This window comes from Pseudomonas yamanorum (assembly GCF_900105735.1).
GTDB classification, from domain to species: Bacteria; Pseudomonadota; Gammaproteobacteria; order Pseudomonadales; family Pseudomonadaceae; genus Aquipseudomonas; species Aquipseudomonas yamanorum.
This window is the reverse complement of the sequence record NZ_LT629793.1, coordinates 5,429,182-5,455,450: the sequence shown is the minus strand read 5'-3', so window position 1 is coordinate 5,455,450 and position 26,269 is coordinate 5,429,182. Positions and strand designations below refer to the sequence as shown.

Here is a 26,269-nt window from a genome sequence, read left to right as displayed (position 1 = left end):
ATTATTTACCTACTGATACACATTCGGCCAGGGCACCTGGCCACCTGCAGAAAAGCCTCACAGCGCCGCCAACGCTTTTCTGAATGGCATCAGCATCAGTTCCTAAATCGCGGTCGCACCACCGTCCACCGCCAATGCCTGGCCTGTGGTAAAGGCAGCGCCGTCACTGCACAGATAAAGCACCGCACTGGCGATTTCCTCGACTTTGCCAATACGCCCGACCGGGTGCATGGCGGCAGCAAATTCAGCTTTGCGCGGGTCGGCCTCATAGGCACGGCGGAACATATCGGTGTCGATCACCGCCGGGCATACCGCGTTGACGCGGATTTTCTTCTTCGCATACTCGATCGCCGCCGACTTGGTCAGGCCGATCACCGCGTGCTTGGACGCGGCATAGATGCTCATCTTCGGCGCCGCCCCAAGCCCGGCCACCGAGGCCGTGTTGACGATGGCACCACCGCCCTGGGCCAGCAGCAACGGCAGTTGATACTTCATGCACAGCCACACGCCCTTGACGTTGACGCCCATGATGGCGTCGAACTCATCCAGACTGCCGTCGGCCAACTTGCCCTTCTCGATCTCGATCCCGGCGTTGTTGAACGCATAGTCCAACCGACCATAGGTGGCCACGGTCTGCTGCATCAGCTGCTGTACGTCCGCTTCGAGGGTGACATTGCAGCGTACAAACACCGCTTCGCCACCGGCCTGATGAATCAGCGCCACGGTGCCCTCGCCGCCCGCCGCGTCCAGGTCAGCAACTACAACCTTCAAGCCTTCAGCAGCAAACGCCAGCGCAGTGGCGCGGCCAATGCCCGCGGCCGCGCCGGTCACCAGGGCGACCTGGCCGGAAAATGTCATGCTCATGGTGATGTCCTTCGATGGGGATGCTGGATGACCCCAGTCTAGCCAGAGCGGCCATGGGCACGTCAGCACTATCAAACGCCCGGTTGGCGGACCATGAGCGGCAGTGATAAGAGCACCGGCGTCATTATCATTGCAGTGGATCGACGGGCATTCGCAGGTACCGTGCACCTTGCCGGTGCGGCTCGAAGGGTCTATCACTCAAGGTCCACTTCTCAAGAGTCCCAGCCATGACTGCCCAGACCAACCGCCAATTCCTGCTCGCCAAACGTCCGGTCGGCGCTGCCACGCGGGACACCTTCACCTACCAGGAAGTACCAGTGGGCACGCCCCAGGACGGGCAGGTGCTGGTGCATAACGAATACCTGTCCCTGGACCCGGCCATGCGTGGCTGGATGAACGAGGGCAAATCCTACATTCCGCCGGTAGGTATCGGCGAAGTCATGCGCGCCCTGGGCGTGGGCAAGGTCATCGCCTCGAACAACCCGAAATTTGCCGTGGGGGACTACGTCAACGGTGCCTTGGGCGTGCAGGATTACTTCGTCGGCGAGCCCCGGGGTTTCTACAAGGTCGATCCGAAACTTGCACCTTTGCCGCGCTACCTATCGGCACTGGGGATGACCGGCATGACCGCCTATTTCGCCCTGCTGGATACCGGCGCGCCCAAGGCCGGGGACACCGTGGTGATTTCTGGCGCGGCCGGTGCGGTGGGCAGCATTGCCGGGCAGATCGCCAAGATCAAAGGCTGCCGCGTGGTGGGCATCGCCGGCGGGGCCGACAAATGCAAGTTCCTGGTGGATGAGCTGGGTTTTGATGCGGCCATCGACTACAAGAACGAAGACGTGCACGCCGGCCTCAAGCGCGAGTGCCCGAAAGGTGTGGACGTGTATTTCGATAACGTCGGCGGGGACATTCTTGACGCCGTGCTCAGCCGCCTGGCGTTGAAAGCGCGCGTGGTGATCTGCGGTGCCATCAGCCAATACAACAACAAGGAAGCCGTCAAAGGGCCGGCCAATTACCTGTCATTGTTGGTCAATCGTGCGCGTATGGAAGGGTTTGTGGTGATGGACCACGCGGCGAACTTTGCCACTGCCGGGCAGGAAATGGCCGGCTGGATGGCTCAGGGCAAGCTCAAGAGCAAGGAAGATATCGTCGAAGGACTGGAGACGTTCCCGGAGACACTGATGAAGCTGTTCAACGGTGAGAACTTTGGGAAGTTGGTACTGAAAGTCAGCTGACGCACCGCAGAACCAAATGTGGGAGCGGGCTTGCTCGCGAAGGCGGTGTGACAGTCAATGCATAAGGTGACTGATCTACCGCATTCGCGAGCAAGCCCGCTCCCACATTTTTTTTACCGTGCCCGCTTTGGATCGGGTAAGTCAGGCGATCTCGGCAACCACCGCTGCCAGCGCCTTGGCCGGATCGGCCGCCTGGCTGATCGGGCGACCGATCACCAGGTAATCGGAACCGGCGTCCAGGGCCTGGCGCGGGGTCAGGATGCGACGTTGGTCGTCCTGGGCGCTGCCCGCCGGGCGAATCCCCGGGGTTACCAGTTGCAGCGACGGGTGGGCGGTCTTCAATGCCTGGGCTTCCAGCGCCGAGCACACCAGGCCATCCAGGCCAGCCTTTTGCGCCAGGGCGGCGAGGCGCAGCACTTGTTCCTGTGGCTCGATGTCCAGGCCGATGCCGGCCAGGTCTTCACGTTCCATGCTGGTCAGCACGGTCACGCCAATCAACAATGGCTGGGGGCCGCTGCGTTGATCGAGCACTTCACGGCACGCCGCCATCATGCGTAAACCGCCGGAGCAGTGCACATTGACCATCCACACGCCCATCTCGGCGGCAGCCTTGACCGCCATCGCGGTGGTGTTGGGGATATCGTGGAATTTCAGGTCGAGGAACACCTCGAAGCCTTTGTCACGCAAGGTGCCGACAATTTCCGCGGCGCAACTGGTGAACAGTTCCTTACCGACCTTGACCCGGCAAAGCTTGGGGTCCAACTGGTCAGCCAGTTTCAGTGCGGCGTCACGGGTGGGGTAATCCAGGGCGACGATGATAGGAGTCTGGCAGACGGACATTGGAATGGGCTCTCAGGCAAGTCGAAATCGGCGCGGATTGTAGCGCAAGCAGCGCGTTTGCGGGATCCGATGATCGGTAATTCGCGATTTAGCCGCCAGATTGCGGGCTCCCGAGCAATTGTGTCGAAACAGATACATTCCCGACATGCCTGCAATACCCCCGAAGATTAGCCTCGCACACGTGAACCACCGTACAGAACTTCCAGCCCCGGTGCTGGGCGCCTATGCTGAACGCAACAACCTCGCCGCCGATCCTCGGCCCGGCGGCCCACCAGGTAGATGATCGCACCATGCAAACCCTGACTCCTGTGCTGAATGACGATCAAAAAGGCTCGCTTGTGGGTGAAGACAAGCGCTGGAACACCCGCGCGCTGATCGTCGACGACGACGTGCCGATCCGCGAACTGCTGATCGATTACCTGGCGCGCTTCAATATCCTCGCCAGCGGCGTGACCGATGGCGCCGCCATGCGCCACGCCATGCAAGCCGAAACCTTCGACGTGGTGGTGCTCGACCTGATGCTGCCGGGCGAAGATGGCCTGTCGCTGTGCCGCTGGCTGCGGGCTGAATCGGACATCCCGATCCTGATGCTCACCGCCCGCTGCGAACCCACCGATCGCATCATCGGCCTGGAACTGGGGGCCGACGATTACATGTCCAAGCCCTTCGAGCCCCGCGAACTGGTGGCCCGCATCCAGACCATCCTGCGTCGCGTGCGGGATGACCGCACCGAGCAACGGGCGAATATCCGCTTCGACAACTGGCGCCTCAACAGCGTACTGCGCCAGCTGGTGGCCGACGATGGCCTGGTGGTGCCGCTGTCCAACGCCGAATTCCGTTTGCTGTGGGTGTTTATCGAGCGCCCGCGCCGGGTGTTGAGCCGCGAGCAATTGCTGGATGCGGCCCGGGGTCGCTCCATCGAAGCCTTTGATCGCAGCATTGACCTACTGGTCTCGCGCCTGCGCCAAAAACTCGGTGACGACCCGAAGGCCCCGCAACTGATCAAGACCGTGCGCGGTGAAGGCTACCTGTTCGACGCCCGGGATATCGGCTGATGCGCAACGCCTTCAACACCCTGTTCGGGCGGCTGTTCGGTGTGTTGCTGGTGGCGATTGTGCTGGCCCACGTGCTGGCATTCTTCTGGTTTCACCATTATGGCCCGCCGCCGCCACCGCCCCACGAGACCTTCATCGAGCAGCCAGACGGCACCCTGACGCCAATGCCCAAGGAGCATCGTCGTCCCTGGTTCGGCGGGCCTGTGGTGCCGCTGACCTTCCAGTTTATCTCGCTGATCATCGCCGCCTGGTACGGTGCCAAGCTGCTCAGCCGGCCGATCCAACGCCTGAGCGCTGCGGCCGAACGACTGAGCCTGGACCTCGACAGCCCGCCGTTGAACGAGTCCGGCCCACGGGAGGCACGGCAAGCGGCGTCGACTTTCAACCTGATGCAAAAGCGTATCCGCGAGCAAGTCACCCAGCGTGCCCGCATGCTGGGCGCGGTGTCCCACGACCTGCGCACGCCGCTGTCACGGCTCAAGCTGCGCCTGGAACAGATCGAAGACACCAAGCTGCAGGGCCAGATGCGCCAGGACCTGGACGACATGATCGGCATGCTCGACGCCACCCTGAGCTACCTGCACGAACAGCGCACCAGCGAAACCCGGCATTGGCTGGACGTGCAGGCGCTGGTGGAATCCCTGAGTGAAAACGCCCAGGACCGCGGCTCCGACGTGCAATGCAGTGGTGAATGCGCGCCGCTGCAAGTGCAACCGATGGCCCTGCGCTCGTGCCTGAACAACCTGATCGACAACGCCCTGCGCTATGCCGGCACGGCGCGTATCGAGCTGGCGGACAGCCCACAGGCGCTGGTGGTCAAGGTGATCGACCATGGGCCGGGGATTGCAGCGGATAAACGCGAGGCGGTATTTGAGCCGTTTTATCGGCTGGAAGGCTCGCGCAACCGGAACTCCGGCGGCGTGGGCTTGGGGATGACGATTTCTAAGGAAGCGGTGGAACGCCTGGGCGGAAGGTTGAGCCTGGAAGAAACGCCGGGCGGCGGCCTGACAGCGGTAATGTGGTTGCCGAGGGCGTAGGAGTTATTCCTACGCCCTGTTTGAAACATTACTGCCCGGCTTTATCTTCCCGCCGTACCTGAGCCTGGCTAGCGCTCCAGTCCGTCAGCAAGCTATAGGCTACGGCCAGCAGCGTCGGGCCGATGAACAGGCCGATGAAACCGAACGCAATCAACCCGCCAAACACCCCCAGCAGCACGATCACCAGCGGCAGGTTGCCGCCACGGCTGATCAGGTAGGGTTTGAGCACGTTGTCCACGCCACTGATGATGAATGTGCCCCACACACCCAGAAATACCGCATAGGTGTAGTCGCCCTTCCACGCCAGCCAGGCGGTGGCCGGTATCCAGATCAGCGGCGGCCCCATGGGAATCAGGCTCAGCAGGAACGTGACGATGCCCAGCACCAATGCTCCCGGCACCCCGGCAATCCAGAAGCCGATCAGCGCCAGCAGCGCTTGGGCGGCAGCGGTGCCGATCACACCGTTGACCACCCGCTGCACCGTACCCGCGACCAGTTCGATGTAGTAGCCCGCCCGGTCGCCGATCAACCGCTCCAGCAGGCGATGGACAAACATCGCCAGGCGCGGCCCGTCCCGGTAGAAAAAGAACACGAACACCAGGCTCAGGGTCAGTTCCAGGATGCCGCCACCGATCTGCGCACTGCGAGCCAGTAACCAGTTGCCCACCTGGCCCAAATAGGGTTTCAACGTGACCATCAGCGCCGCGCCCTGCTGGTCGATGCTGTCCCACATCGCCACCAACCGCTCGCCGACAAACGGAATGGAGCCCAGCCAGGTCGGCGCCGCAGGCAAACCATCCACCTGAATATCCTTGATCAGGCCCACGGCGTCGCGTACATGGTCAGCCAGGTTGAATCCCAACCATACCAGCGGTAACGCCACCAACAGCATCCAGACCAGGGTGAGGATTCCGGCCGCCAGGGATTCGCGCCCACCCAGCCAGCGGGTGAGCAGGCGCATCACCGGCCAACTGGCAAACGCCAGTACCGCGCCCCAGAACAGCGCCGACCAGAACGGCGCCATCACCCAGAAGCTGGCACCAAACAACACCAGCAGCAGGATCTGCACCAGCAGGCGATCGTTATTGAGCATGTGGTTTCTCGAAAAGAAGTCTGTTAGAGGAAGAGCTTAGGCGAACGGCGCGGGTCCGTTCGCCCTGGAACGGTCAGCGTATCAGATGCAGGTGCAAACCCTTCGCCTCGGCGGTGCCGGTTTCCAGGCGGGCCGCACGTACGCCCTGATCGATCAAGCCCTGGCGCCATGCCTCGGCAGTGGGCCCGGTCAAACTGACCCGCAGGGTGGCATCCAGGTTCAATCCACGGGAAATAAGCGTGAGCCAGGTGGCGTCAGGTTCGGCGCCCAGCTTGGGGAAGTCCAGCTCGCCGGTGCTTTTCAGCTCCCGCAGCAGCGTGGCGGAAGTCGGTAGCAAGTCGCCCAGCGGTGCGCTGGCGTCCAGTTTCTCTACATGCAGATACGCCCGGCGATTGCCCCGGGTGATACCGTACAGCGCGACCAGGGAGTTGTCCTGAGGTGCTGCCAGACGTAGCAACAGGTATTCCTGTTGGCCGTCGGCGCCCACCAGCTTGGCGTTGCCAAAGACTTCATTGGCCCACAGGCTGCTTTCGCCGCAATCGCGGGCCTGGCACCAGAACAGCAACTGCGCGCCCTGGGCCTGCAAGGCTTCGCGGGTGGCGGTAAAGGCGGCACTGGAGGTGTGTTCAGCGGGCAGTTCGTAGGTGATGGCGGTGTTTAGCCCACGGGCGGTGGCCTGGGCTTCATAGCGCAACTGGCCGCTGATCTTGCGGATCGAGCCCAGCGGGTAGATGCGTTCTTTATCTTCGGCGGGGCGGTAGTCGACGATCTGCGCGTCGACCTGACGGGCCACGGCGGGCAAGTCCTGGCTACCCGGCACGTCGGCGGCAAACACCAGCGGGCTGAAACAGCACAGCCCCAGAATACGGATAAATCCCTTCGGCATACTCATCGGATGAGCGCGCCCTGGCCATTGGGGTGCGCTGCGGTGTTGAGATCGTTCATGGTTGACTCCCTTTCGATCCGCCCAGCCTCGGCAGTTGACCCCGCCAAGTCAAGGCGTGGAGAAGAACCGATTGAAACAGTCTGCAACAAGGGTAGCCCCTGACTCGTCGTTCAGGTGCAAATGATGGCCACCGGGCAAGGTGGTCACCTGGAACGGAAGTCCGGAAAGCAATTCGGAATGTTTCGCCAGCATGCCGTCTTCAGCGACCACCAGCTGTGTCGGACAGCCGACTCGACGGACGAAAGCCATCGCCTGTTCCTCTGTCAGGCGCATGGGGGAAGCCAGGGTCAGACGACTGTCGCTGCGCCAGGTGTAACCGCCCGGAACTGGCATAAGGCCGCGCTGGGCCAGCAGTTCGGCTGCTTCGCGGCTGACCGCCACTACGCCTTTCATCCGCGCTTCCACCGCACGATCAAGGGTGCTGTACACCGGTTTGCGCTTGTCCTGCAGGTTCAATTGCGCCTGCAACGCCATCCCAAGGCGCTCGGCGGCGTTGTCTGCGGTGCCGGTCGGCGGGATCACGCCATCAATCAATCCCAGGTGCGTTACGCGCTCCGGCAAGGCACCGGCCAACACCAGGGAAACGATGGCGCCGAGGGAGTGGCCAAGTAATGCAAAACGTTTCCATCCCAGTTGTTCGGCGACTTGCAGCACATCGTGGATGTAATCCCACAGGGAGTAACCGGCACCGACGGGGCGATGGGCCGAATGACCATGGCCGGCCATGTCCAGCGCGACGATGCGCAGGCCATGGAGTTTCGGCGCCAGGCGCGCAAAGCTGTTGGCGTTGTCCAGCCAGCCATGCAGGGCGATGACCGGCAGGCCGTCTTCAGGGCCGAACAGATGCGCCGCCAACTCGATGTGCGGCAGCGCCAGGCGGACTTCTTCGACAGGCGCAGTCATGCGCAACTGCGCTCGCGCTGGCGAGCTTCCCAGCGGGCAAACAGGTTTTTGATCAAGGTGGCGGTGTCCTGGGGGCGCTCAAGGGGAAACATGTGGCCGCCGGGCATGGTCAGCATTTCGCCCATGGGCATGCGCCCCACACCGCTGGCATGGTGACGCATCACTACCCGGCTCTGCCGACCACGCACCACCGCCAGTGGCACCTTCAGTTGCCGGGCCTGGCCGGGGCTGGTGTGGGGCACGCCACGGTAGATGCTGATCTCGGTGGCCGGATCAAAGCGCAGACGCAGGCGGTCGCCCACCTGCTCCAGGCCGTGATGCAGGTAGGCGTCAAAACAGTCGGGATCAAAGCCGCGAAACAGGGTCTTGCCGGCGAAGTACTGGCGCGCTGCCGCCAGGTCGGCGAACTCTTCACGTCGGCCCAGGGTGCGACCCGCCGGGGTCAGCCGGTCGATAAAGCCGAAGCGCTTGGCCGCACGGATCACCCAGCGATCCGCCAGGGTCAGCACCGGGGAGTCGAGCATCACCACCCCCCGATACAACTGCGGGCAACGCATGGCCGCGTGCAAGTGCAACACGCCACCCAACGAATGGCCCACGCCCCACACCGGCTCGGGTTGTTGCTCAAGGTGGTGGATCAGTTCGTCCACCAGGTTCTGCCAGTTGTCATCCACCGGAAATCGGGGGTCATGGCCGTGTTGCGGCAAATGCGCGACGGCGTACTCCGGGGCCAGGGCGGCAAACAATTTGCCGTAGGTCGCCGAAGGAAAGCCATTGGCGTGAGCGAAAAACACGTGCTGCGACATACCAGATCCATCACCGTAAACAGAGTGTTGATTCTCCCCAGACCGGGCAGTCACGGCAATGACTGTAACTGCCAGGAATGATGACACTCACGCCACGCCTATCGGGCCGGCGGGTTCTCGCCCAGCGGCACCACGGCCATGGTCAGTCGCGATATGCAGCTGGCCTTGCCTTCATCGCTGGTCAGGCGGATGTCCCATACGTGGGTGGTGCGTCCGATATGAATCGGCTTGGCCACCGCCGTCACCCGCCCGCTGCGCAAACCGCGCAGGTGGTTGGCGTTGATTTCCAGGCCCACGCAATAGAACTTGCTGGCGTCGATGCACAGGTAACTGGCCATGGAGCCCACGGTTTCCGCGAGTACCACCGACGCGCCGCCGTGCAGCAGGCCGTAGGGTTGATGGGTGCGGTGGTCGATCACCATGCTGGCGGTCAGGGACTCGTCGTCAAAGCTTTCGAAGCGGATATCCAGCACTTCACCGATGGTGTTTTTCTGGATTGCATTGAGTTGTTCGATATTCGGTTGGGTGCGCCACAGGCTCATTGATCGGTCCTTATTGGTTTTATGTCAGTGCTCAATCCTGCCACAGCACGGCTTCGGAGCGCGCGCTCCAGTCCAGGAACTGTGGCCCGTAGACGGCTTCAATCACGTTACGCTTGATCTTCAAGGTGGGCGTGAGGAAACCGTTTTCCACCGCCCAACTGTCTTTTACCACCACCAGCTGGCGCAAGCGCTCATGTTTATCCAGCGCCTGGTTGACCTCTTCCAGCAGGCGCTCGAGGCTGCCCTGCAATGCCTGCCGCCCCTGTCCATCGGCATCTTGCAGGCCCACCACCGATAACACGCACAGGCCCATGGGCGCGCTCAAGCCATCGCCCACCACGCACACCTGTTCGATACGCGCATGTTCGGCCAGGCGGTTCTCAATCGGCGCCGGGGCCACGTATTTGCCTTTGCTGGTCTTGAAAATTTCCTTGAGCCGTCCAGTCAGCCGCAGTCGGCCATCGGCGCCCTGCTTGCCCTTGTCGCCCGTGCGCAGGAAGCCGTCGGCGGTGATGGTTTCTGCGGTTTTCACCGGGTCCTTGAAATAACCGAGCATGGTCGCGCCGCTGCGCACCTGGACTTCGCCGTCGTCACCGATGCGCACTTCAACGTCCGGGCATGGCGGGCCGATCCAGCCGATTTTCTGCTCGCCGGGGCGGCACACGTGGGAATAGCCGCAGCTTTCAGTCATGCCGTAGACCTCCAGCACATCCAGGCCAAGCCTGCGGTACCAGACCAACAGGGCTTCGGGCACGGGGGCTGCGCCGGAGAGCGCCACGCGCACAGCGTCCAGACCCAACCCGGCGAGCACTTTGTGGCCGACTCGTTTGCCGATGAAGGGCAAGCGTAGCAAGGTGTCGAGGCGGCTTGCGGGGATTTTGCCGTAGACGCCCATCTGGAATTTGGTCCAGATGCGCGGTACGCCGAACAGTGCTGTCGGCCTGGCCCGCTTGAGGTCTGCCAGAAACGTGTCGAGGCTCTCGGCGAAAAATACGGTTTGCCCCGTGTAGATCGACGCCATCTCCACGAACATGCGTTCGGCGACGTGGCACAGCGGCAGGTAAGACAGCAGGCGGTCGCCCTCCCCCAGGCCGAACAGTTCAGTGCCGCGGATGGCCGCGAAGGCCAGGGCGCCGAAGCTGTGCATCACACCCTTGGGCAGGCCGGTGGTGCCGGAGGTGTAGATGATAGTGGCGAGATCGGACGCTGCGGGCGCGGGGTTGTCCTGGAAGGGGGAGCAAGCTTGCAGGTCGGCCCAGGTGAAATCGAATTCGCCCTCGGGGCACAGCGGCAGGCTGATGGTGGGCAGGTTGGCCTTTACTCCGGCGGACATGGCGGGCCAGTCGTCCAGTTTGCCAATGAACGCCAGCGCGGCTTCGGAGTGCTCGAGTACCTGGGCGACGGAGTCGGCGGTGAGGTTGGGGTAGAGCGGGACCGAGACGTGGCCGGCCATCCAGATGGCGAGGTCGGCGATGATCCAGTGGGCGCAGTTTTTCGAGATCAGGGCGATGTGGGAGCCCTGGGGCAGGTCGCGGGCTCGCAGCCAGTGGGCGGCGCAGCGGGCTTGGTGGCCGGCTTCGGCCCAGGTGAGGGTTTGGACCTCGCCGCCTTTGATGGGTTGGACCAGAAACCGTTGGCGCGGGTGTCGCGCTTCACGTTCGAAGAAGACCTGCAACGGCAAACGAAAAGCGACAGACATGGACGCGCTCCTTTGTGTTCCGATGATCGCCAACCAAGCACTTGCTTGGGTGGACTATTTCATGGGAGCGCGGGGGGTGCAAGTTCTGCTGTTTGGGGGTATATCCGTTATTTAGGTAACGGCCGCTTATGGTTCCGCTCTTACAGCGGCTCACTTTTGAAGAGCGCAAAAGTAAGCAAAACGCTCTTGCCCCACCACTCGGCTCCTCGCCTAGGCTCGGAGTGCCCTCACTCCGGCTTTGGACCGTGGGCCGCCGCGATGGGCCATCCTTGGCCCAGCGCGGCTAACCCGGCGTCCTGCCGGGTTACCCACGCTCCAAAGCCTGCGTTCGGCCAGCGTGGTTTAACGGGGCGCCTAAGATCAAAAGCAGATCAAGAGCGAGAGCACAGCGGCCTACCGGCCGGCTTGAGTGTTGTAGAGCAAAATCAAAAGCCAAAGCGGGCACGGTCCAAATGTGGGAGCTGGCTTGCCTGCGATGGCATCGCCTCGGTGTATCTGAAAGACCGAGATGCCTGCATCGCAGGCAAGCCAGCTCCCACAAAAAAGCAGAGCTGCATCAGCTTCAGATTTGGCTTTCGCTCTGGCTTTTGATCTGGCTTTTGATCTGGCTTCTAACACTCAAGCCGGCCGGTAGGCCGCTGTGCTCTCGCTCTTGATCTGCTTTTGATCTTGATCTGCGGGCCCCGTTAACCACGATGGCCGCAAGTAGGCACGGTGGAGCGGGTAAATCGGCAAGGATGCCGATTTAGCCGCGCCGGGCCATGGATGGCCCGTCGCGGCGGCCCGCGGAACCGGGCCGGAGTGCGGGCATGCCGAGCCTAGGCGAGGCACCGAGTGGTGGGGCAAAGACCTTTTGGTTACTTTTGGGGCGTTTGCCAAAAGTGACCCGCTGTAAGAGCGGAACCATAGGTGGCCGTTACCGAAGAAACGGATATGTACCCAAACCCAAACCCAACCTTAAGGATTCCGAACACTCAAAAGACTCATCAACCCCGCCAACGGAAAATCCCCTTCCAACTCCGCCAAACTCGCCGTACTCATAGCCTGCGGCTGCCGCAAATGCCCATGCTGCAAATAACTGATCAGCCCCCCTACAAACGGCTGATGACTAACCAACAACACATCATCATCATTATCGAGATGCTTGAGCACCTCCAGCGGATTACTCTCCGGCGTCAACCAAGACACAGTGCGAATCTCAGGCTCAAACCCCAACACCTCACGCACCAACTGCGCCGTCTGCTGCGCCCGCACATAAGGACTGGCAATAATCGCCCGCACAGGCTGCCCAATCAGATGCCCCGCACTGCGCAAAACCTCCTCGCGCCCATGGGCCGTCAAATTACGCTCAGCATCCGTACGCGCATGCCCCTCGGCCTCACCGTGACGCAACACCCACACCTTCATAGTTTGGGTTCCTCATCACGCACAGGATGCGGCGCCGGCGGCACGCTGTGAGCAGCCTCACCTTCAGGTGCACGGGGCGTCGGCCAATCAGCAAACGGCCAAGGCTTCTGATCACTATGAAAACTGCCAAACCGCCCAATCTGCGCCAGGAACTGACTCAGGCTGTCACCAAAATTCATCAGCCCCAGGTTCGGCGCGCCGTACACCAGGCGATAAACCAGTTGCACTACCACCAGCGCCCCCAGCAGAAACTGCGCCACTTGCCACACCAGGGCAAACACCAGCATCCACAGCACACGCAGGCCAATGGATTCGTATTTGGGAGCTGCTTTCGGATCGTTCATGACGCGTTCCTCAGTTGAAACCACTGGTGGAAATAAAGTCGACATCGGTCTTCGGCTCGGCCCGCATCAGCAACTCGATGACCTGGTTCAAGGTGCGCCCTTCAAACAGGATCGCGTGCAAACCCGCGACCAGCGGCATATACACCCCGACTTCCTGAGCCTTGGCCTTCAGCACCTTCAGGGTGTTGACGCCTTCGGCCACTTCGCCCAAACGCGTCACGGCGTCTTCCAGGCTCAGGCCCTGGCCGAGGGCAAAACCGACCTGATAGTTGCGGCTTTTCGGTGACGAGCAGGTGACGATCAGGTCGCCCACACCCGCCAGGCCAAGGAAGGTCATCGGGTTGGCGCCCTGGTTGACCGCAAAGCGCGTCATCTCGGCCAAGGCACGGGTGATCAGCATGCTCTTGGTGTTTTCGCCCATGCCCAGCGCAACCGCCATGCCGGCGATGATCGCGTAGACGTTTTTCAACGCCCCGCCCAGTTCGACGCCGAAGCGGTCAGCACTGGCGTAAACGCGGAAGGTGCGACCGTGCAGCACTGCCTGCACCCGCTCGCAGAGTTCTTCGTCTTCACTCGCGATCACGGTGGCGGTCAGGGCGTGCTCAGCCACTTCCCGCGCCAGGTTCGGTCCGGACAACACGCCAATGCGCGCCTCGGGGGCGATTTCTTCAAGGATTTCGCTCATCAACTTGAAGGTGTGCGCCTCGATGCCCTTGGTCAGGCTGACCAGCAGCTTGCCCGCCAGCCGCTCGGCGTGAGGCGCGAGCACCGAACGCAAGGCACTGGATGGCAACGCGACGAAGCACAAGTCGCACTCGGTCAACGTCGCCAGCAAATCTGTCACCGGCTCAACAGCCGGCAGAATCTTGATGCCTTTAAGGTAACGGGGGTTTTCCCGGTTGACCCGGATGGCCTCGGCTTGCTCGGGGTCACGCATCCATTGACGCACCCGGTGACCATTTTCAGCCAGCAGATTAGCCACGGCGGTACCAAAACTTCCGCCTCCCAGGACCGCAATAGGGCGCTGTTCAGTCATATGCAATCCGTTAATCCATAGCAGTGGCGATGGCCGCATTATACGGAGCGACCCGCTTGCGGCCAGCCCCCGCGTCAATTCAAACGCTGGTCGGAAAATGCGACATTTGTGCGAAGTAATTACAGGGCCGACGACTGGCAAAAGGCCCCACCTCAGTTAACATGGGCGGCTATCCGTAATTATCAAGGCCGTGCCGTGTATTTGGGCCCTCCTCCTCGTTCATCCCTTCTGCTGACGCTGTTGTGCATGCCATGGTGCAGTGCGCCGTTGCTGGCCGACGATCTGTTCCTCGACAGCCAACCGCTGCCGCAGGTGCTGACCGCCACTCGCCTCAAGCAATCGGCCGCCGCCGTGCCCGGCAGCATGACGGTGATCGACAGCGAGTTGATCAAGGCCAGCGGTGCGCGGGATATCCCGGAACTGCTGCGGTTGGTGCCCGGAATGATGGTCGGCTACACCACCGGCAACCAGGCCGCCGTGAATTACCACGGCACCCAGGCCGGCGACGCCCGGCGCATGCAGGTGCTGATCGATGGTCGTTCGGTGTACCGCGCGGGCCTGGCGACAGTGGACTGGAGCGATATTCCGGTAGCCCTGGAAGACATCGACCGCATCGAAGTCTTCCGCGGCCCCAACACCGTCAGCTACGGTGCCAACGCGCTGATGGCGGTGGTCAACATCCTCACCCGCTCCCCAGCCAACAGCCACGGCACCCGGATGAAACTTACCCAGGGCGGCCGCGGGATCAACGACTGGTATGCCAGCCAGGGCATGGGCTGGGAAACCGGCGACCTGCGCCTGTCACTCTCCGGCCAGCAGGACGATGGTTTTGACAGCGACCGCGTGGGCGCCGACCGCCGCGACAGTCGCCGCCTGAGCCGCTTCAGCCTCGCCGTGAGCCAGACCCTGAACGCGCAGCAAAGCATCGACTGGCAACTGGACGCCAAGGAAGGCACCAACCAACGCCCGTACACCTACCAACCGGTGTTCGACGGGATTACCGAAGGCGGTACAAATTCCGACGTCAGCGCCAAGGATTACGCCGGCTCCCTGCGCTGGAACTTCGACTTCAATCCTGATCACAGCCTGTATATCCAGGGTTCGGCCCAGCAGTGGGATCGCCGGCAGATCTGGCGCGCCTGCGATGCCAAGGTCTCCTTCAGCCCGGAGTTGACCCAACTGTGGCAGCTCAATCCCAACTATGCCGAGCGGCTGGCCCGGCACATGGAGGCATACAGCAATGGCTCGGCGCCTCCTGGCAGTGCGGCTGAACAGGCCCTGGCCAATCAGGTGCTGAATCAATGGCGTGAGGGTGCGAACCAGAGCGTGTGCGGCAACATCGACCAAAGCACCAAGGAAAGCCGCTACGACCTGGAGATTCAGGACACCCTCAGCCTGTCCGACAGCCTGCGCCTGGTCAGCGGCATGAACTACCGCTACGACCGCGCCGACTCCGACACCTATTTCAACGGCACCCTGGACGACACCACCTGGCGACTGTTCGGCCACCTGGAATGGCGCGCCAGCGAACATTGGCTGCTGCAGGGCGGTGCGATGTACGAAGACACCCACCTTAGCGGCAACTCGCTGACGCCCCGAGTGGCCGTCAACTACCTGATCAACCCGCGCCACGGCCTGCGCGCGGTGTACTCCGAAGCGATCCGCTCGCCGGACATGTTCGAGAACAACGTCAACTGGAGCTACCGCGTCACCAACCTCAGCTCACCGGCCTACGGCCAGAATTCCGGTCAATATTTCGTGGTGACCCGCGGCCCGGGCGACCTCAACAAAGAGCGGATGCGCTCCCGGGAACTGGGCTACAACGGCTTTTTTGCGGATATCGGGCTGAACGTGGACGTGAAGCTGTTCTACGACGAAATCAGCGACATGGTCAGCGAGCCACTGCGCAACAACCAATACATCGCCAGCAACTCGAACAGCTCGCGTTTCACCGGCACCGAGACCCAACTCGACTGGCACATGAGCACCGCCGACCGGCTGCGACTGACCTATGCTTACGTGGACGCCAGCGCCACCAACCCTCTGGACAGACAGCAAACCGCCCGCAACAGCGGCTCGGCGGGCTGGATGCGGGAGTGGGGCCAGGGCTGGTCCAGCGCGGTGTTCTACTATGGCGACGACGCGCTCAACCAGTATCGCTTCGAACGGGTCGACCTGCGGGTGGCCAAGCGCATTGCCCTGGGCAAAGCCAACGTGGAGCTGGCCGGCATGTTGCAACAGCGTCTCGACAATCAGCCCACCACCTGGCCCGACAACAACTATGACCAACGCCACGTGCTCTACTTCAGTGCGGAGCTAGAGTTCTAGTGGACAGCGACTCGTCACGGATGACCCCCTCCTTTACCGCCCGACTCTGGCGGTGCTGTGTGTTGCTTGGGGTTTTACTGTTTGCCGCCCCGACATGGGCGGCGGATATCCTGCTGACCGCCGAGGAAGACGGCCCCGGCGTACAAACCTTCGTCCAGGCCCTTGCCCAACAGCGCCCCGAAGACAGCGTGAAGTTCACCCCACTCAAAGACCTTCCCTCCCCGGCGCACTTGCCGGCCAGCACCCGCCTGATCCTGCTGGACCTGCCCAGCCTCGACTGGCGCCTGCAAGACACCCAGGGCCCGCCGACCCTGGTATTGCGCATCAGCCGCCTGCAAGCCCGCCAGCGCCTGGGTGATAGCGTGCCGCCCAAGATCAGCTTGTTGTGGAGCGACCCGCCGCTGGACCGCCAACTGCGCCTGATCAGCGGCATCCTGCCCCAGGCCCGGCGCATCGGCGTGCTCTATGGCATCGACAGTGAATTCCTGCTGCGCGAGCTGCGCCAGTACGCAGCCCCCATGGGCCTCGAGATCGTGCCCCAGCTGTGGGACAACATTAATGACAGTCGCCCGTTGCAAAGCCTGTTCAAGAACAGCGACGTCTTGCTGGGGCTGGATGATCCCCAGCTGTACAACCCGAAAACCGCGAAAAACCTGCTGCTTAGCAGCTACGCCAGGCAGTTGCCACTGGTCGGGCCTAACGCCGGGTTCGTCAAGGCCGGCAGCCTGGCCAGCACCTACAGCGATCAGGCCGACTGGCTGAACGTACTTGACCGGCTACTGGACCATGCGCCCGCCAACTGGCCACGCTCGCTGTACCCGGAACGTTTCAAAGTCGTGGGCAACCCGCAGGTTGCGCGCTCACTGGGGATCGAACAGGTGGACGAAACCAACGTCGCCGCCCGCCTGGCCGAAGGAGAAAAACGCCCATGACCTTACGTCGCCGTTGGGACATCAACACCCGAACCCAGCTCATCACCCTGGGCCCGGCACTCCTGCTGACACTGCTGTTGATCAGTTTCTTTACCTTCGTACGGATCCAGGACTTGCGCCAGGAGCTGGACCACACCGGCCAGTTGATCGCCAACCAACTGGCTCCGGCCACCGAATATGGGGTTATTTCCGGCAACAACGACGTGCTCGAAAGCCTGTTGCGGGCCACCCTGGCCACGCCCCATGTGCGCTTTCTGGAGATTCAGGACAGCTCCGAAAACATTCTGGTGTATGTCGAGCAGCCGTCAGAAAAGCATGATCGCTCGCTGTCGGTGAAAGTGTTCCAGGCGCCGATTCGCCTGCAGCATATCCAGTTGGGCAATGACTTCTTCCAGGACAGCACCACAGAACCCAAGGCTCCCCGCGCGGATTACCTGGGACGGGTGATTGTCGGCATGTCCAACGACGCGTTCAGCCAGCGCCAGCAGGAAATCCTGTTCAAGGCCGGGATTCTTGCGCTGTTCGCCCTGTTGTTTACCTTCCTGCTGGCCCGGCGCCTCGCGGCCAGCCTGTCGCAACCCATCAGCGCCATGGGCAATGCGGTCAAGGCGATCCAGCAGGGCGATTACCAGACGCCACTGCCTATCGTCGATGACTCGGAACTGGGCGACTTGTCGCGCCACATCAATAACCTGGCCGACGGTTTGAACCAGGCCAGTCGTGAACAGCACCAGGCCATGGCCCAGTTGATCCAGACCCGCGAAGAAGCCGAACGGGCGAACAATGCCAAGTCGGACTTCCTGGCGATGATGAGCCATGAACTGCGCACGCCGATGAACGGGGTGCTGGGCATGCTGCAACTGCTGGAAACCACCGACATGACCGAGGAGCAGACCGAATACGCGGCACTGGCCTCGGAGTCCACCGAACACCTGCTGAAGGTGATCAACGACATCCTCGACTTCTCGCGCATCGAGCGCGCGGCACTGGAGCTTGAGCACATTCCGTTCGACCTGGTGGAGCTGATCAGCAGTTGCGCCCAGGCTTTCCAGCATGCCGCCCAGCAACGCGGACTGGCGCTTGAAGTACCGATCCCGCAGGGCCTGGGCTCGCTGCAAGTACAGGGCGACCCGACCCGCATCCGGCAGATCCTGGTGAACCTGATCGGCAATGCCCTCAAGTTCACTGAGCACGGCACCGTCACCGTCGAACCCCATTGGCAGACCCTGGACCATGAATTGCTGTGGTTCACCTGCACCGTGCGCGACAGCGGGATTGGCATTTCCGCCGAGCGTCTGGAACTGATGTTCGACGCGTTCCAGCAAGCCGACAGTTCCATTTCAAGACGTTACGGTGGCACCGGACTGGGCCTTCCTATTGCACGCACCCTGGCCGAACGCATGGGCGGCACTCTTCGCGCCCAGAGCCAGGAAGGCCAGGGCTCGGTATTCACCCTGGAAATCCCCCTGGCGATCTACCAGCAGAGCTTGCCGGTGCTCGTGCCGAACGCCGAAGGCAGTGCCAACGCAGGCGAAGGCCGCAACGTATTGCTGGTGGAAGACAATCCGGTCAACCGCACGGTGGTCGAAGCCATGCTGCGCAGCCTGGGGTTCGAGGTGAGCATCGCCACCGACGGTGCCGAAGCGATTCGCAGTGCCGAGAGCCTGATTTTTACCGCGATCCTGATGGACTGCCGACTGCCGGGCATCGATGGCTACGAGGCCACCCGGCAGATTCGCCAGTTGCCCGGCTGCGCCGACCTGCCGATCATTGCCCTCACGGCCAATGCCTTGCAGGGTGACCGCGAAGCCTGTCTGGCAGCCGGAATGAACGATTACCTGGCAAAGCCGTTCAAACGCACGGATTTACAGCAAATCTTGCAGCGATGGGTGCAGTAACACGGTGCCATCAGCCAACTGCGACTGGCGTGAAAGACGAAAGTGCGGCAGTCTTAGGCACCCGAACGGGCCCGTAAACCGGCCCGGTTTATAATTTCAGTGCACAAGTGTACATTCATGACCTTGACGCTGTGACTTTCACTACAACGCAATAGTCTATGTGTAGGCTGCCGATATGAGGCATGAACGCTTCAGTCGGCCGGGAAGATTTGCCCTGCCCTGCCGCATGGGATTATTGAGGAGCTCGCATGACCAAACAAAACGCCTTTACTCGGGAAGACCTGCTGCGCTGCAGTCGCGGTGAGCTGTTCGGCCCAGGTAACGCGCAACTGCCCGCCCCGAACATGCTGATGGTGGATCGCATCACCCATATCAGCGAAGAGGGTGGCAAGTACGGCAAAGGTGAATTGGTCGCCGAGCTGGATATCACCCCTGACCTGTGGTTTTTCGCCTGCCATTTCGAAGGCGATCCGGTGATGCCGGGCTGCCTGGGCCTCGACGCCATGTGGCAGCTGGTCGGTTTCTACCTGGGCTGGCAAGGCTTGCCGGGCCGCGGTCGCGCCCTGGGTTCGGGCGAGGTGAAGTTCTTTGGCCAGGTCTTGCCGACCGCCAAGAAAGTCACCTACAACATTCAAATCAAGCGCGTCCTCAAGGGCAAGCTGAACCTGGCCATTGCCGATGGTTCGGTGACTGTCGACGGTCGCGAGATTTATACTGCCGAAGGCCTTCGGGTCGGCGTATTCACTTCCACTGACAACTTTTAAGGGTTATCCGCATGCGCCGCGTCGTTATCACTGGTCTGGGCATTGTTTCGTGCCTGGGCAATGACAAAGAGACCGTCTCCGCTAACCTGCGTGCAAGTCGCCCTGGCATCCGCTTCAACCCGGAATATGCCGAAATGGGTCTGCGTAGCCAGGTTTCCGGCTCCATCGACCTGCCCCTCGAAGAACTGATCGATCGCAAGATCTATCGCTTCGTCGGCCACGCAGCTGCTTACGCCTACCTGGCCATGAAGGACGCGATCACCGATTCCGGCCTGAGCGAAGACCAGGTGTCCAACGTGCGCACCGGCCTGATCGCCGGTTCCGGTGGCGCGTCGACCTTGAACCAGATGGAAGCGCTGGACATCCTGCGCGAGAAAGGCGTCAAGCGTGTTGGCCCGTACCGCGTCACGCGGACCATGGGCAGCACCGTTTCCGCCTGCCTGGCCACGCCGTTCAAGATCAAGGGCGTGAACTACTCGATCTCCTCCGCTTGCGCCACCAGTGCTCACTGCATCGGTACCGCTGTAGAGCAGATCCAGTTGGGCAAGCAGGACATCGTGTTTGCCGGTGGCGGTGAAGAAGAACATTGGAGCCAGTCGTTCCTGTTCGACGCCATGGGCGCCCTGTCGACCCAGTACAACGAAACCCCGGAAAAAGCTTCCCGCGCCTATGACAAGAACCGTGATGGTTTCGTCATTGCTGGCGGTGGCGGCATGGTGGTGGTCGAGGAGCTGGAACACGCCCTGGCCCGTGGCGCGAAGATCTACGCGGAAATCGTTGGCTACGGCGCGACGTCCGACGGCTACGACATGGTTGCGCCAAGCGGCGAAGGCGCCATCCGCTGCATGCAGATGGCCATGTCCACCGTTGATACCCCGATCGACTACCTGAACACCCACGGTACTTCGACTCCGGTCGGCGACTCCAAGGAAATGGAAGGCGTGCGTGCGGTATTCGGCGACAAGGCTCCGGCAATCAGCTCTACCAAGAGCCTGTCGGGTCACTCTCTGGGCGCCGCCGGCGTTCACGAAGCGATCTACTGCCTGCTGATGATGGAAGGCAACTTCATGGCAGGTTCTGCCAACATCGAGGAACTGGATCCGGACGTGGCTGACATGCCGATTCTGACCAAGACTCGTGAAGATGCGACCATCAACACTGTGATGAGCAACAGCTTTGGCTTTGGTGGCACTAACGCTACCTTGGTGCTGAAGCGCTGGCAGGGTAAGTAAGTCCCCGCGGCTTGATCGCCTGAAAACGCCCCGACTGGTTCGGGGCGTTTTTTTTTGCCTCGGTTGTTGGGTGTATATCCATTATTTGGGTGATGGCCGCCTATGGTTCCGCTCTTACAGCGGCTCACTTTTGAAAAGCGCAAAAGTAAGCAAAACGCTCATGCCCCACCACTCGGCACCTCGCCTAGGCTCGGTGTGCCCGGCTTTGGACCGTGGGCCGCCGCGATGGGCCATCCGTGGCCCAGCGCGGCTAACCCGGCGTCCTGCCGGGTTACCCACGCTCCAAAGCCTGCGTTCGGCCAGCGTGGTTTAACGGGGCGCCTAAGATCAAGATCAAAAGCAAAAGCACAGCGGCCTACCGGCCGGCTTGAGTGTTGAAGAGCAAAATCAAAAGCCAAAGCGGGCACGGTCCAAATGTGGGAGCTGGCTTGCCTGCGATGGCATCGCCTCGGTGTATCTGAAAGACCGAGGTGTCTGCATCGCAGGCAAGCCAGCTCCCACAGAAAAGCAGAGCTGCATCAGTTTCAGATTTGGCTTACGCTCTGAATCTTGCCTTTGCTTTCAACACTCAAGCCGGCCGGTAGGCCGCTGTGCTCTTGCTTTTGATCTTGATCTGACTGCCCCAATAAGCCCGAGGCCGAACGCAGGCAGTGCGGAGCGGGTAAACCGGCAGGACGCCGGTTTAGCCGCGCTGGGCCAAGGATGGCCCATCGCGGCGGCCCGCGGAGCAGTGCCGGAGTGAGGGAACACCGAGCCTAGGCGAGGTGCCGACAGGCGGGGCAGAGCCCTTTGCTTACTTTGGGCTGGGCCGGCATTCCGGCTTTTCCAAAGTGAGCCGCTGTAAGAGCGGAACCCTAAGTGGCCGTAACCTAAATAACGGATATACACCCCACTCTCCAAAAAACACGGGCCTACACCGAAAACCTAGCCACCATCGTATTGAGATCCACCGCCAACCGCGACAACTCCTGGCTCGCCGCACTGGTCTGATTCGCCCCCGCCGAAGTCTGCTGCGCCAAATCGCGAATATTCATCAAATTGCGATCCACCTCCCGCGCCACCGCCGCCTGCTCTTCCGAGGCACTGGCAATCACCAGGTTACGCTCGTTGATCAGCGTAAAAGCCGAAGCAATCTCCTCCAGCGCCGTCCCAGCCGACTTGGCGATATCCAGCGTCGACCGCGCCCGAGTATTGCTCTGCTGCATAGAGCTCACCGCCTGATCAGTCCCCTGCTGAATCCCACTGATCATCTGCTCGATTTCCTGCGTCGACTGCTGGGTCCGATGAGCAAGCGCCCGCACCTCATCCGCCACCACTGCAAATCCACGCCCGGCATCCCCGGCCCGCGCGGCTTCAATGGCAGCATTCAACGCAAGCAAATTGGTCTGCTCGGCAATCGAGCGAATCACATCCAGCACCTTGCTGATGCCATACACCTTCTGCGCCAGGTCCTCCACCTGCGTCGCATTGGCCGTCACGTCATCCGCCAGGGACTCAATCGACAACACCGTCTGATGCACCTGCTCGCGACCATGCTGGGCAATACGGTCCGACTCACGGGACGCCTGTGAAGTGGCCACCGCATTGCTCGCCACCTCCTCCACCGCCGCCGTCATCTGGTTCACCGCCGTGGCCGCCTGCTCAATTTCCTGACTCTGCTGATGCAGCCCACGGGTGGCATCTTCCGTCACACAGCTGAGCTCTTCGGAAGCCGACGCCAATTGGCTGGACGAATCAGAAATACGCCGAATAGTTTCCCGCAGGCTCTCCTGCATGCTTTTCAGCGCCTGCTGCAAACGCGCCGGTTCATCCTTGCCGCTGACGGTAATCACACCGGTGAGGTCGCCGCTGGCCACGCCCTGGGCGACTTTCAGCGACTGGGATAACGGCAGCACGATGCTGCGGGTCAGCAGCAACGCCAGGCCAATGGTGATCAGTGCCGTCACGGCAATCATGCCCACCACCCAACTGCGCGATTGGGTGAACACACTTTGGGCCAGGCTCGCCGCCTGATTGGCGCTGACCTTGTTCAGTGTCACCAGCTCACGCAGGGTGCCGGCCAATTCATCAGCCAACTGATTCATCTCGCCGTTGACCACCTTGATCGCGTCTTCCAACTGGTTAGCCCGGGAAAACGCCATCACTTGCTCTTGGCGTTGCAGGTAGCGCGCTTCCTCGGCTTTAAAGCGATCGAACAGCACCCGCTCTTCGGGCAGCACAATCAACCCTTCATAGAGCGACTGGGCCTTATGCAGACCGTTTTTCAGTTCGGTGATTTTCTGTTCATTCTGCGTGATCGCCTGCGGGTCGCGGTTAAGCAGCAGACGCAACGTCAAGGCCCGCACCCGCAGCAGGTCCTGATTCATCTCGCCGACCGCCATCACGCTGGGCAGCCAGTTGTTTTCCACCTGGTCCGACTGTTGACGCATATTGCCCATCTGCAACAAGGCGAACCCGCCCAGGGCAAATACCATCAGCGCCAGCAAACCAAAACCCAGGCCGGCGCGAGGGGCGATATTCAGACTTCTGATATTCATGCTCGGATCCTTCCAAATGCGCTGCATCCACCTGCAGCGGGCTCTTGAAAGGTATCGGCGAAGAACGGAGTTTGCGTAAGACGAAAACGCGATATCAAAACGCCTTATGATCGCCCTGCCCCGGCTGTAGCGATTCAGCTAAGCCCATCACCTGGGCTTGGGCAGAATCGCCAGGAAATTGTCCCGCGCGACCTTTCTGGCCACGTCCTCAGGCAGCGCATCAAGGAACGGGTCAAAGCTGCGCATTTCCTTACCGAGCTTGTTGAAACGTCCTACCACGTCTGAGCCGAGCATGAAGCGGTCCGGGAAGCGCTCTACCAGCTTTATCCACTCAGGGCGTGGCTTTCCCGCCTCATCCAGCAAGTAAGGCGTGAGCACGCTCCAGGAGAGGTCGACGTACAGGTTCGGATAAGCCTCCAGCATGCGCGCCAGGGTCGGCAGCAAAAAATCCATCTGCGTCTGGTGCCGATGGATTTCCATGCTGCTGCCCGCGTGGGCCCAGATAAACCGGGTGTGCGGATGGTTGCGCAGAGGCTCTTCCATTTCCGCCAGGTACAACGGATTTTTCTCACGCTTGGAGGTGATGTTGGAATGCACCATCACCGGCAGATCATTCTCCGCCGCCAGGTGATAGATGCGGGTCATCGCCTCGTTGTTGGCCCTTGGGGTGTCGCCGGAGGTCAGCGCAGTCAGGTCGTCGTGACGGGTAAAGACTTCGCCGATGCCTTGCCACAGCCCTGGATTGAGGTCGAGCATGCGCTGGATGTGGGACGCGGCGTTTTTATCGTTGGGGTTGAAACCGCTGAGGAACGGGTGAAAGTGCTGGCGTTGTTCCGGGGCCAGCTTATTCACCGCATCGGCGACAAAGACGTCAGTGGCGCTGTACCAATACGCATCGGCATCGTCGCCGGCGTAATAGCGCGGACGCTTGGGTTCGTCTTCATGCCATTTCTTGGCCACGGGAATGCCGGAAATCATCACATGCTCGATGCGATTATCGGCCATGGCCTTGAGCAACTTGTCCATGCCCGCCGACTCCTGGAAGAAGTCGACGTAGTGCAGGTGTGCATCGCTGTAGGCATAGTCGCGGGCCTGCACCGCAAGGCTCGCGGCGGACAGTAACAGGGCAATACTCAGGCGGGTCCGGCGCACAGGGGTCTCTCAAACAAGGGCTAATGAAGGTAGACCTCAGGCCTCATCCGTGGGTTCAGCGGTAAACAATGGGGAACACCAAGGTGCCAGCATGCTCTATAACTGCATGAGCTTCTTCCTGCCACCCTGTGAGGTTTGCCATGCCTGTTACCGTGAATACGCTGAACGCCGAAAACTTTCGTCACAGCGTCAACATCAATAACCATGAGCTGTTTACCGACCTGCCCAAGAGCCTGGGCGGCGACGATTCGGCGCCCTCTCCCCACGATTACTTCGATGCCGCGCTGGCGTCGTGCAAGGCGCTGACGGTCAAACTCTATGCGCAGAAAAAAGACATTCCGCTGACCGGCGTCACCGTGGAAGTCACCCACGACAGCACCGAAGAGCAAAAGGGCAAATACAAGCTCAGCGTCAAACTCACCCTCAAGGGCGTACTCACCGACGAGCAACGCGATGAACTGCACCGCGTGGCGGATCGCTGCCCGGTGCACAAGCTGATGACCACCGCCGAAGTCACCATCGAGACCAAGCTCTCGGAAGGCGCCTTCAGCCAGTAGCGGCAACCTCCCGTCGAGCGGGTTATGCTCATGCCATCTAACCCGCTCAGACTGGGATGCACCATGACCACAACGACCGTGATCCGCCCGCGCGCCGAAGATGTGGAAGGCCAACCGATCCTGCGCCCGCTGCCCTCCCGGCAATGCCGCAGCGTCGGGCCTTTCGTGTTTTTCGACCATATGCTGCAAACCCGTTATGCCCCGGGCACCGGCATGAATATTCGCCAGCACCCGCATATCGGCCTCTCCACCCTGACCTACCTGTTTGAAGGCGAACTCCTGCACAAGGACAGCCTCGGCTCCGACCAGTTGGTCAAGGCCGGGGACGTCAGCTGGATGACCGCCGGCAGCGCCATTGCCCACGTTGAACGTAGCCCCGAGGCGTTGAAGGCCAGTGGTTTCAGCCTGCACGGGTTGCAAGTGTGGCTGGCCTCGCCCCGGGAACATGAGCAAGGGCCGGGGCACTACAGCCATCACCCCGCCGCCAGCTTGCCGGTAAGTGACAACCTCGGCGTGCAGATTCGCCTGATTGCCGGTAGCGGCTTTTGCCTCGAGTCACCCGTGCCGGTGTTGTCGCCCACCTTGTATGCCGAGGTGCGGATGCAGACGGCTACGACGCTGCTGATCCCGGATGAGCATGCAGAACGGGCGGTGTATGTGCTGGAGGGTGAGGCGCAGCTGGATGGCGAGGTGCTGGAGGTGCATAGCCTGGTGGTGTTGCCGGCAGGCGAAAGCATGGCGCTGTTTGCCGAGACCGATTGCCATCTGATGGTGTTCGGCGGCGCGGCGCTGGATGGGCCACGGCGGATTAACTGGAATTTTGTGGCGAGTGATCCTGCGTTGATCGAGCAGGCTCGGCAGCGTTGGGCGGCTGGGGATTGGCCGACAGTGCCGGGGGAAAGTGAGCGGATTGAGTTACCTGGAGGCAAGGCTTAAGCGCTTTATTGCTGGTGAAACAGCCTTCGCGAGCAAGCCCGCTCCCACATTTTGACCGTGTACACCCTGAAGGAACGCGGTCGAAAGGTGGGAGCGGGCTTGCTCGCGAAGGGGCCAGCTCAGGCA

The 26,269-nt window shown here is 61.5% G+C and carries 23 protein-coding genes and 1 pseudogene; 10 read left to right on the top strand and 14 right to left on the bottom strand.

Translation table 11 applies throughout. The features are described 5' to 3' along the window. Nucleotides 1-102 precede the first annotated feature (102 nt). The gene (locus BLU46_RS25760; protein ID WP_008431261.1) at nucleotides 103-864 is read right to left on the bottom strand and encodes an SDR family oxidoreductase; all 762 of its coding nucleotides are present in this window, start codon (nucleotides 862-864) and stop codon (nucleotides 103-105) included. 227 nt (nucleotides 865-1,091) lie between these two features. On the opposite strand from BLU46_RS25760, the gene BLU46_RS25755 reads away from it, so the two are divergent. Continuing rightward, nucleotides 1,092-2,099 carry an NADP-dependent oxidoreductase gene (locus BLU46_RS25755; protein ID WP_093207616.1) on the top strand — a complete coding sequence of 336 codons (1,008 nt, stop codon included), beginning with the start codon at nucleotides 1,092-1,094 and terminating at the stop codon, nucleotides 2,097-2,099. 141 nt (nucleotides 2,100-2,240) lie between these two features. Here the strand turns inward: BLU46_RS25755 and pyrF are convergent, their stop codons facing one another. Next, nucleotides 2,241-2,939 carry an orotidine-5'-phosphate decarboxylase gene (gene pyrF, locus BLU46_RS25750; protein ID WP_063028243.1) on the bottom strand — a complete coding sequence of 233 codons (699 nt, stop codon included), beginning with the start codon at nucleotides 2,937-2,939 and terminating at the stop codon, nucleotides 2,241-2,243. Nucleotides 2,940-3,229: 290 nt separating this feature from the next. Between pyrF and BLU46_RS25745 the strand changes: the two genes are divergently transcribed. Then, nucleotides 3,230-3,994, top strand: coding sequence for a response regulator (locus BLU46_RS25745; protein WP_063033925.1), 765 nt, complete (start codon nucleotides 3,230-3,232; stop codon nucleotides 3,992-3,994). Beyond that, nucleotides 3,994-5,031, top strand: coding sequence for a sensor histidine kinase (locus tag BLU46_RS25740; protein ID WP_063028241.1), 1,038 nt, complete (start codon nucleotides 3,994-3,996; stop codon nucleotides 5,029-5,031). The genes BLU46_RS25745 and BLU46_RS25740 overlap by 1 nt, the downstream gene beginning before the upstream one ends. A 28-nt stretch (nucleotides 5,032-5,059) precedes the next feature. Here BLU46_RS25740 and BLU46_RS25735 read toward each other — a convergent pair whose 3' ends face one another. The 9 genes from BLU46_RS25735 to BLU46_RS25685 all read right to left on the bottom strand — a co-directional run bounded on the left by BLU46_RS25735 (nucleotide 5,060) and on the right by BLU46_RS25685 (nucleotide 13,807). Continuing rightward, the gene (locus BLU46_RS25735) at nucleotides 5,060-6,124 is read right to left on the bottom strand and encodes an AI-2E family transporter (protein WP_063028239.1); all 1,065 of its coding nucleotides are present in this window, start codon (nucleotides 6,122-6,124) and stop codon (nucleotides 5,060-5,062) included. Between the two features lie 73 nt (nucleotides 6,125-6,197). After that, nucleotides 6,198-7,016, bottom strand: coding sequence for a DUF4892 domain-containing protein (locus tag BLU46_RS25730; protein WP_093207613.1), 819 nt, complete (start codon nucleotides 7,014-7,016; stop codon nucleotides 6,198-6,200). Nucleotides 7,017-7,118: 102 nt separating this feature from the next. Beyond that, a complete protein-coding gene (locus tag BLU46_RS25725; RefSeq protein ID WP_093207610.1) occupies nucleotides 7,119-7,973 on the bottom strand; it encodes an alpha/beta hydrolase in 855 nt (284 codons plus the stop codon). Continuing rightward, complete coding sequence (locus tag BLU46_RS25720; protein ID WP_063028233.1) at nucleotides 7,970-8,779, bottom strand: alpha/beta fold hydrolase; 810 nt, start codon at nucleotides 8,777-8,779, stop codon at nucleotides 7,970-7,972. The genes BLU46_RS25725 and BLU46_RS25720 overlap by 4 nt, the downstream gene beginning before the upstream one ends. Before the next feature lie 98 nt (nucleotides 8,780-8,877). After that, nucleotides 8,878-9,321 carry a hotdog fold thioesterase gene (locus BLU46_RS25715; protein WP_063028231.1) on the bottom strand — a complete coding sequence of 148 codons (444 nt, stop codon included), beginning with the start codon at nucleotides 9,319-9,321 and terminating at the stop codon, nucleotides 8,878-8,880. Nucleotides 9,322-9,352: 31 nt separating this feature from the next. Continuing rightward, nucleotides 9,353-11,020: an AMP-binding protein gene (locus tag BLU46_RS25710; protein ID WP_093207607.1), complete on the bottom strand. Its 1,668-nt coding sequence runs from the start codon at nucleotides 11,018-11,020 to the stop codon at nucleotides 9,353-9,355. 957 nt (nucleotides 11,021-11,977) lie between these two features. After that, a complete protein-coding gene (gene sixA, locus BLU46_RS25695) occupies nucleotides 11,978-12,427 on the bottom strand; it encodes a phosphohistidine phosphatase SixA (protein ID WP_093207601.1) in 450 nt (149 codons plus the stop codon). Next, a complete protein-coding gene (locus BLU46_RS25690) occupies nucleotides 12,424-12,771 on the bottom strand; it encodes a DUF4389 domain-containing protein (RefSeq protein ID WP_063028225.1) in 348 nt (115 codons plus the stop codon). The genes sixA and BLU46_RS25690 overlap by 4 nt, the downstream gene beginning before the upstream one ends. A gap of 10 nt (nucleotides 12,772-12,781) precedes the next feature. Continuing rightward, nucleotides 12,782-13,807, bottom strand: a complete 1,026-nt coding sequence (locus tag BLU46_RS25685; RefSeq protein WP_017480199.1) for an NAD(P)H-dependent glycerol-3-phosphate dehydrogenase — start codon at nucleotides 13,805-13,807, stop codon at nucleotides 12,782-12,784. A gap of 195 nt (nucleotides 13,808-14,002) precedes the next feature. Here BLU46_RS25685 and BLU46_RS25680 point away from each other — a divergent pair, with 195 nt between their 5' ends. The 5 genes from BLU46_RS25680 to fabB all read left to right on the top strand — a co-directional run bounded on the left by BLU46_RS25680 (nucleotide 14,003) and on the right by fabB (nucleotide 20,961). Next, complete coding sequence (locus BLU46_RS25680; protein WP_093207598.1) at nucleotides 14,003-16,135, top strand: TonB-dependent receptor plug domain-containing protein; 2,133 nt, start codon at nucleotides 14,003-14,005, stop codon at nucleotides 16,133-16,135. A gap of 20 nt (nucleotides 16,136-16,155) precedes the next feature. Then, nucleotides 16,156-17,067, top strand: a complete 912-nt coding sequence (locus BLU46_RS25675; protein WP_063033924.1) for an ABC transporter substrate-binding protein — start codon at nucleotides 16,156-16,158, stop codon at nucleotides 17,065-17,067. Then, the gene (locus BLU46_RS25670; RefSeq protein WP_093207596.1) at nucleotides 17,064-18,965 is read left to right on the top strand and encodes an ATP-binding protein; all 1,902 of its coding nucleotides are present in this window, start codon (nucleotides 17,064-17,066) and stop codon (nucleotides 18,963-18,965) included. The genes BLU46_RS25675 and BLU46_RS25670 overlap by 4 nt, the downstream gene beginning before the upstream one ends. A 248-nt stretch (nucleotides 18,966-19,213) precedes the next feature. After that, nucleotides 19,214-19,729: a 3-hydroxyacyl-[acyl-carrier-protein] dehydratase FabA gene (gene fabA, locus BLU46_RS25665; RefSeq protein ID WP_003210552.1), complete on the top strand. Its 516-nt coding sequence runs from the start codon at nucleotides 19,214-19,216 to the stop codon at nucleotides 19,727-19,729. A gap of 11 nt (nucleotides 19,730-19,740) precedes the next feature. Then, entirely contained in the window at nucleotides 19,741-20,961 is a 1,221-nt protein-coding gene (gene fabB / locus BLU46_RS25660; protein ID WP_017480195.1) for a beta-ketoacyl-ACP synthase I, read from the top strand. Nucleotides 20,962-21,872: 911 nt separating this feature from the next. On the opposite strand, the gene BLU46_RS33625 is transcribed toward fabB, so the two are convergent. The 3 genes and pseudogenes from BLU46_RS33625 to BLU46_RS25645 all read right to left on the bottom strand — a co-directional run bounded on the left by BLU46_RS33625 (nucleotide 21,873) and on the right by BLU46_RS25645 (nucleotide 24,650). Continuing rightward, nucleotides 21,873-22,736: a methyl-accepting chemotaxis protein gene (locus BLU46_RS33625; protein ID WP_404942412.1), complete on the bottom strand. Its 864-nt coding sequence runs from the start codon at nucleotides 22,734-22,736 to the stop codon at nucleotides 21,873-21,875. Further along, nucleotides 22,728-23,498: pseudogene (locus BLU46_RS33620) on the bottom strand (MCP four helix bundle domain-containing protein); the annotation flags it as partial. The pseudogene BLU46_RS33620 and the gene BLU46_RS33625, both read right to left, overlap by 9 nt. 147 nt (nucleotides 23,499-23,645) lie before the next feature. Continuing rightward, a complete protein-coding gene (locus BLU46_RS25645; protein ID WP_063028218.1) occupies nucleotides 23,646-24,650 on the bottom strand; it encodes an amidohydrolase family protein in 1,005 nt (334 codons plus the stop codon). A gap of 140 nt (nucleotides 24,651-24,790) precedes the next feature. Here BLU46_RS25645 and BLU46_RS25640 point away from each other — a divergent pair, with 140 nt between their 5' ends. After that, on the top strand, nucleotides 24,791-25,207 hold the full coding sequence (locus BLU46_RS25640) for an OsmC family protein (protein WP_017477540.1): 417 nt from the start codon (nucleotides 24,791-24,793) through the stop codon (nucleotides 25,205-25,207). A 63-nt stretch (nucleotides 25,208-25,270) separates the two neighbouring features. Beyond that, entirely contained in the window at nucleotides 25,271-26,143 is an 873-nt protein-coding gene (locus tag BLU46_RS25635) for a pirin family protein (protein ID WP_093207593.1), read from the top strand. Nucleotides 26,144-26,269 lie beyond the last annotated feature (126 nt).

Bases quoted from the DNA above. Each gene is read 5' to 3' on its own strand.
- BLU46_RS25730 (WP_093207613.1), bottom strand. From the start codon at position 7,016: ATGAGTATGCCGAAGGGATTTATCCGTATTCTGGGGCTGTGCTGTTTC.
- BLU46_RS25675 (WP_063033924.1), top strand. From the start codon at position 16,156: ATGACCCCCTCCTTTACCGCCCGACTCTGGCGGTGCTGTGTGTTGCTT.
- BLU46_RS25710 (WP_093207607.1), bottom strand. From the start codon at position 11,020: ATGTCTGTCGCTTTTCGTTTGCCGTTGCAGGTCTTCTTCGAACGTGAA.
- BLU46_RS25725 (WP_093207610.1), bottom strand. From the start codon at position 7,973: ATGACTGCGCCTGTCGAAGAAGTCCGCCTGGCGCTGCCGCACATCGAG.
- BLU46_RS25635 (WP_093207593.1), top strand. From the start codon at position 25,271: ATGACCACAACGACCGTGATCCGCCCGCGCGCCGAAGATGTGGAAGGC.
- BLU46_RS25760 (WP_008431261.1), bottom strand. From the start codon at position 864: ATGAGCATGACATTTTCCGGCCAGGTCGCCCTGGTGACCGGCGCGGCC.
- BLU46_RS25755 (WP_093207616.1), top strand. From the start codon at position 1,092: ATGACTGCCCAGACCAACCGCCAATTCCTGCTCGCCAAACGTCCGGTC.
- BLU46_RS33625 (WP_404942412.1), bottom strand. From the start codon at position 22,736: ATGCAGGAGAGCCTGCGGGAAACTATTCGGCGTATTTCTGATTCGTCC.
- sixA (WP_093207601.1), bottom strand. From the start codon at position 12,427: ATGAAGGTGTGGGTGTTGCGTCACGGTGAGGCCGAGGGGCATGCGCGT.
- BLU46_RS25720 (WP_063028233.1), bottom strand. From the start codon at position 8,779: ATGTCGCAGCACGTGTTTTTCGCTCACGCCAATGGCTTTCCTTCGGCG.
- BLU46_RS25715 (WP_063028231.1), bottom strand. From the start codon at position 9,321: ATGAGCCTGTGGCGCACCCAACCGAATATCGAACAACTCAATGCAATC.
- BLU46_RS25740 (WP_063028241.1), top strand. From the start codon at position 3,994: ATGCGCAACGCCTTCAACACCCTGTTCGGGCGGCTGTTCGGTGTGTTG.
- BLU46_RS25640 (WP_017477540.1), top strand. From the start codon at position 24,791: ATGCCTGTTACCGTGAATACGCTGAACGCCGAAAACTTTCGTCACAGC.
- fabA (WP_003210552.1), top strand. From the start codon at position 19,214: ATGACCAAACAAAACGCCTTTACTCGGGAAGACCTGCTGCGCTGCAGT.
- BLU46_RS25685 (WP_017480199.1), bottom strand. From the start codon at position 13,807: ATGACTGAACAGCGCCCTATTGCGGTCCTGGGAGGCGGAAGTTTTGGT.
- BLU46_RS25735 (WP_063028239.1), bottom strand. From the start codon at position 6,124: ATGCTCAATAACGATCGCCTGCTGGTGCAGATCCTGCTGCTGGTGTTG.
- BLU46_RS25745 (WP_063033925.1), top strand. From the start codon at position 3,230: ATGCAAACCCTGACTCCTGTGCTGAATGACGATCAAAAAGGCTCGCTT.
- fabB (WP_017480195.1), top strand. From the start codon at position 19,741: ATGCGCCGCGTCGTTATCACTGGTCTGGGCATTGTTTCGTGCCTGGGC.
- BLU46_RS25690 (WP_063028225.1), bottom strand. From the start codon at position 12,771: ATGAACGATCCGAAAGCAGCTCCCAAATACGAATCCATTGGCCTGCGT.
- BLU46_RS25670 (WP_093207596.1), top strand. From the start codon at position 17,064: ATGACCTTACGTCGCCGTTGGGACATCAACACCCGAACCCAGCTCATC.
- pyrF (WP_063028243.1), bottom strand. From the start codon at position 2,939: ATGTCCGTCTGCCAGACTCCTATCATCGTCGCCCTGGATTACCCCACC.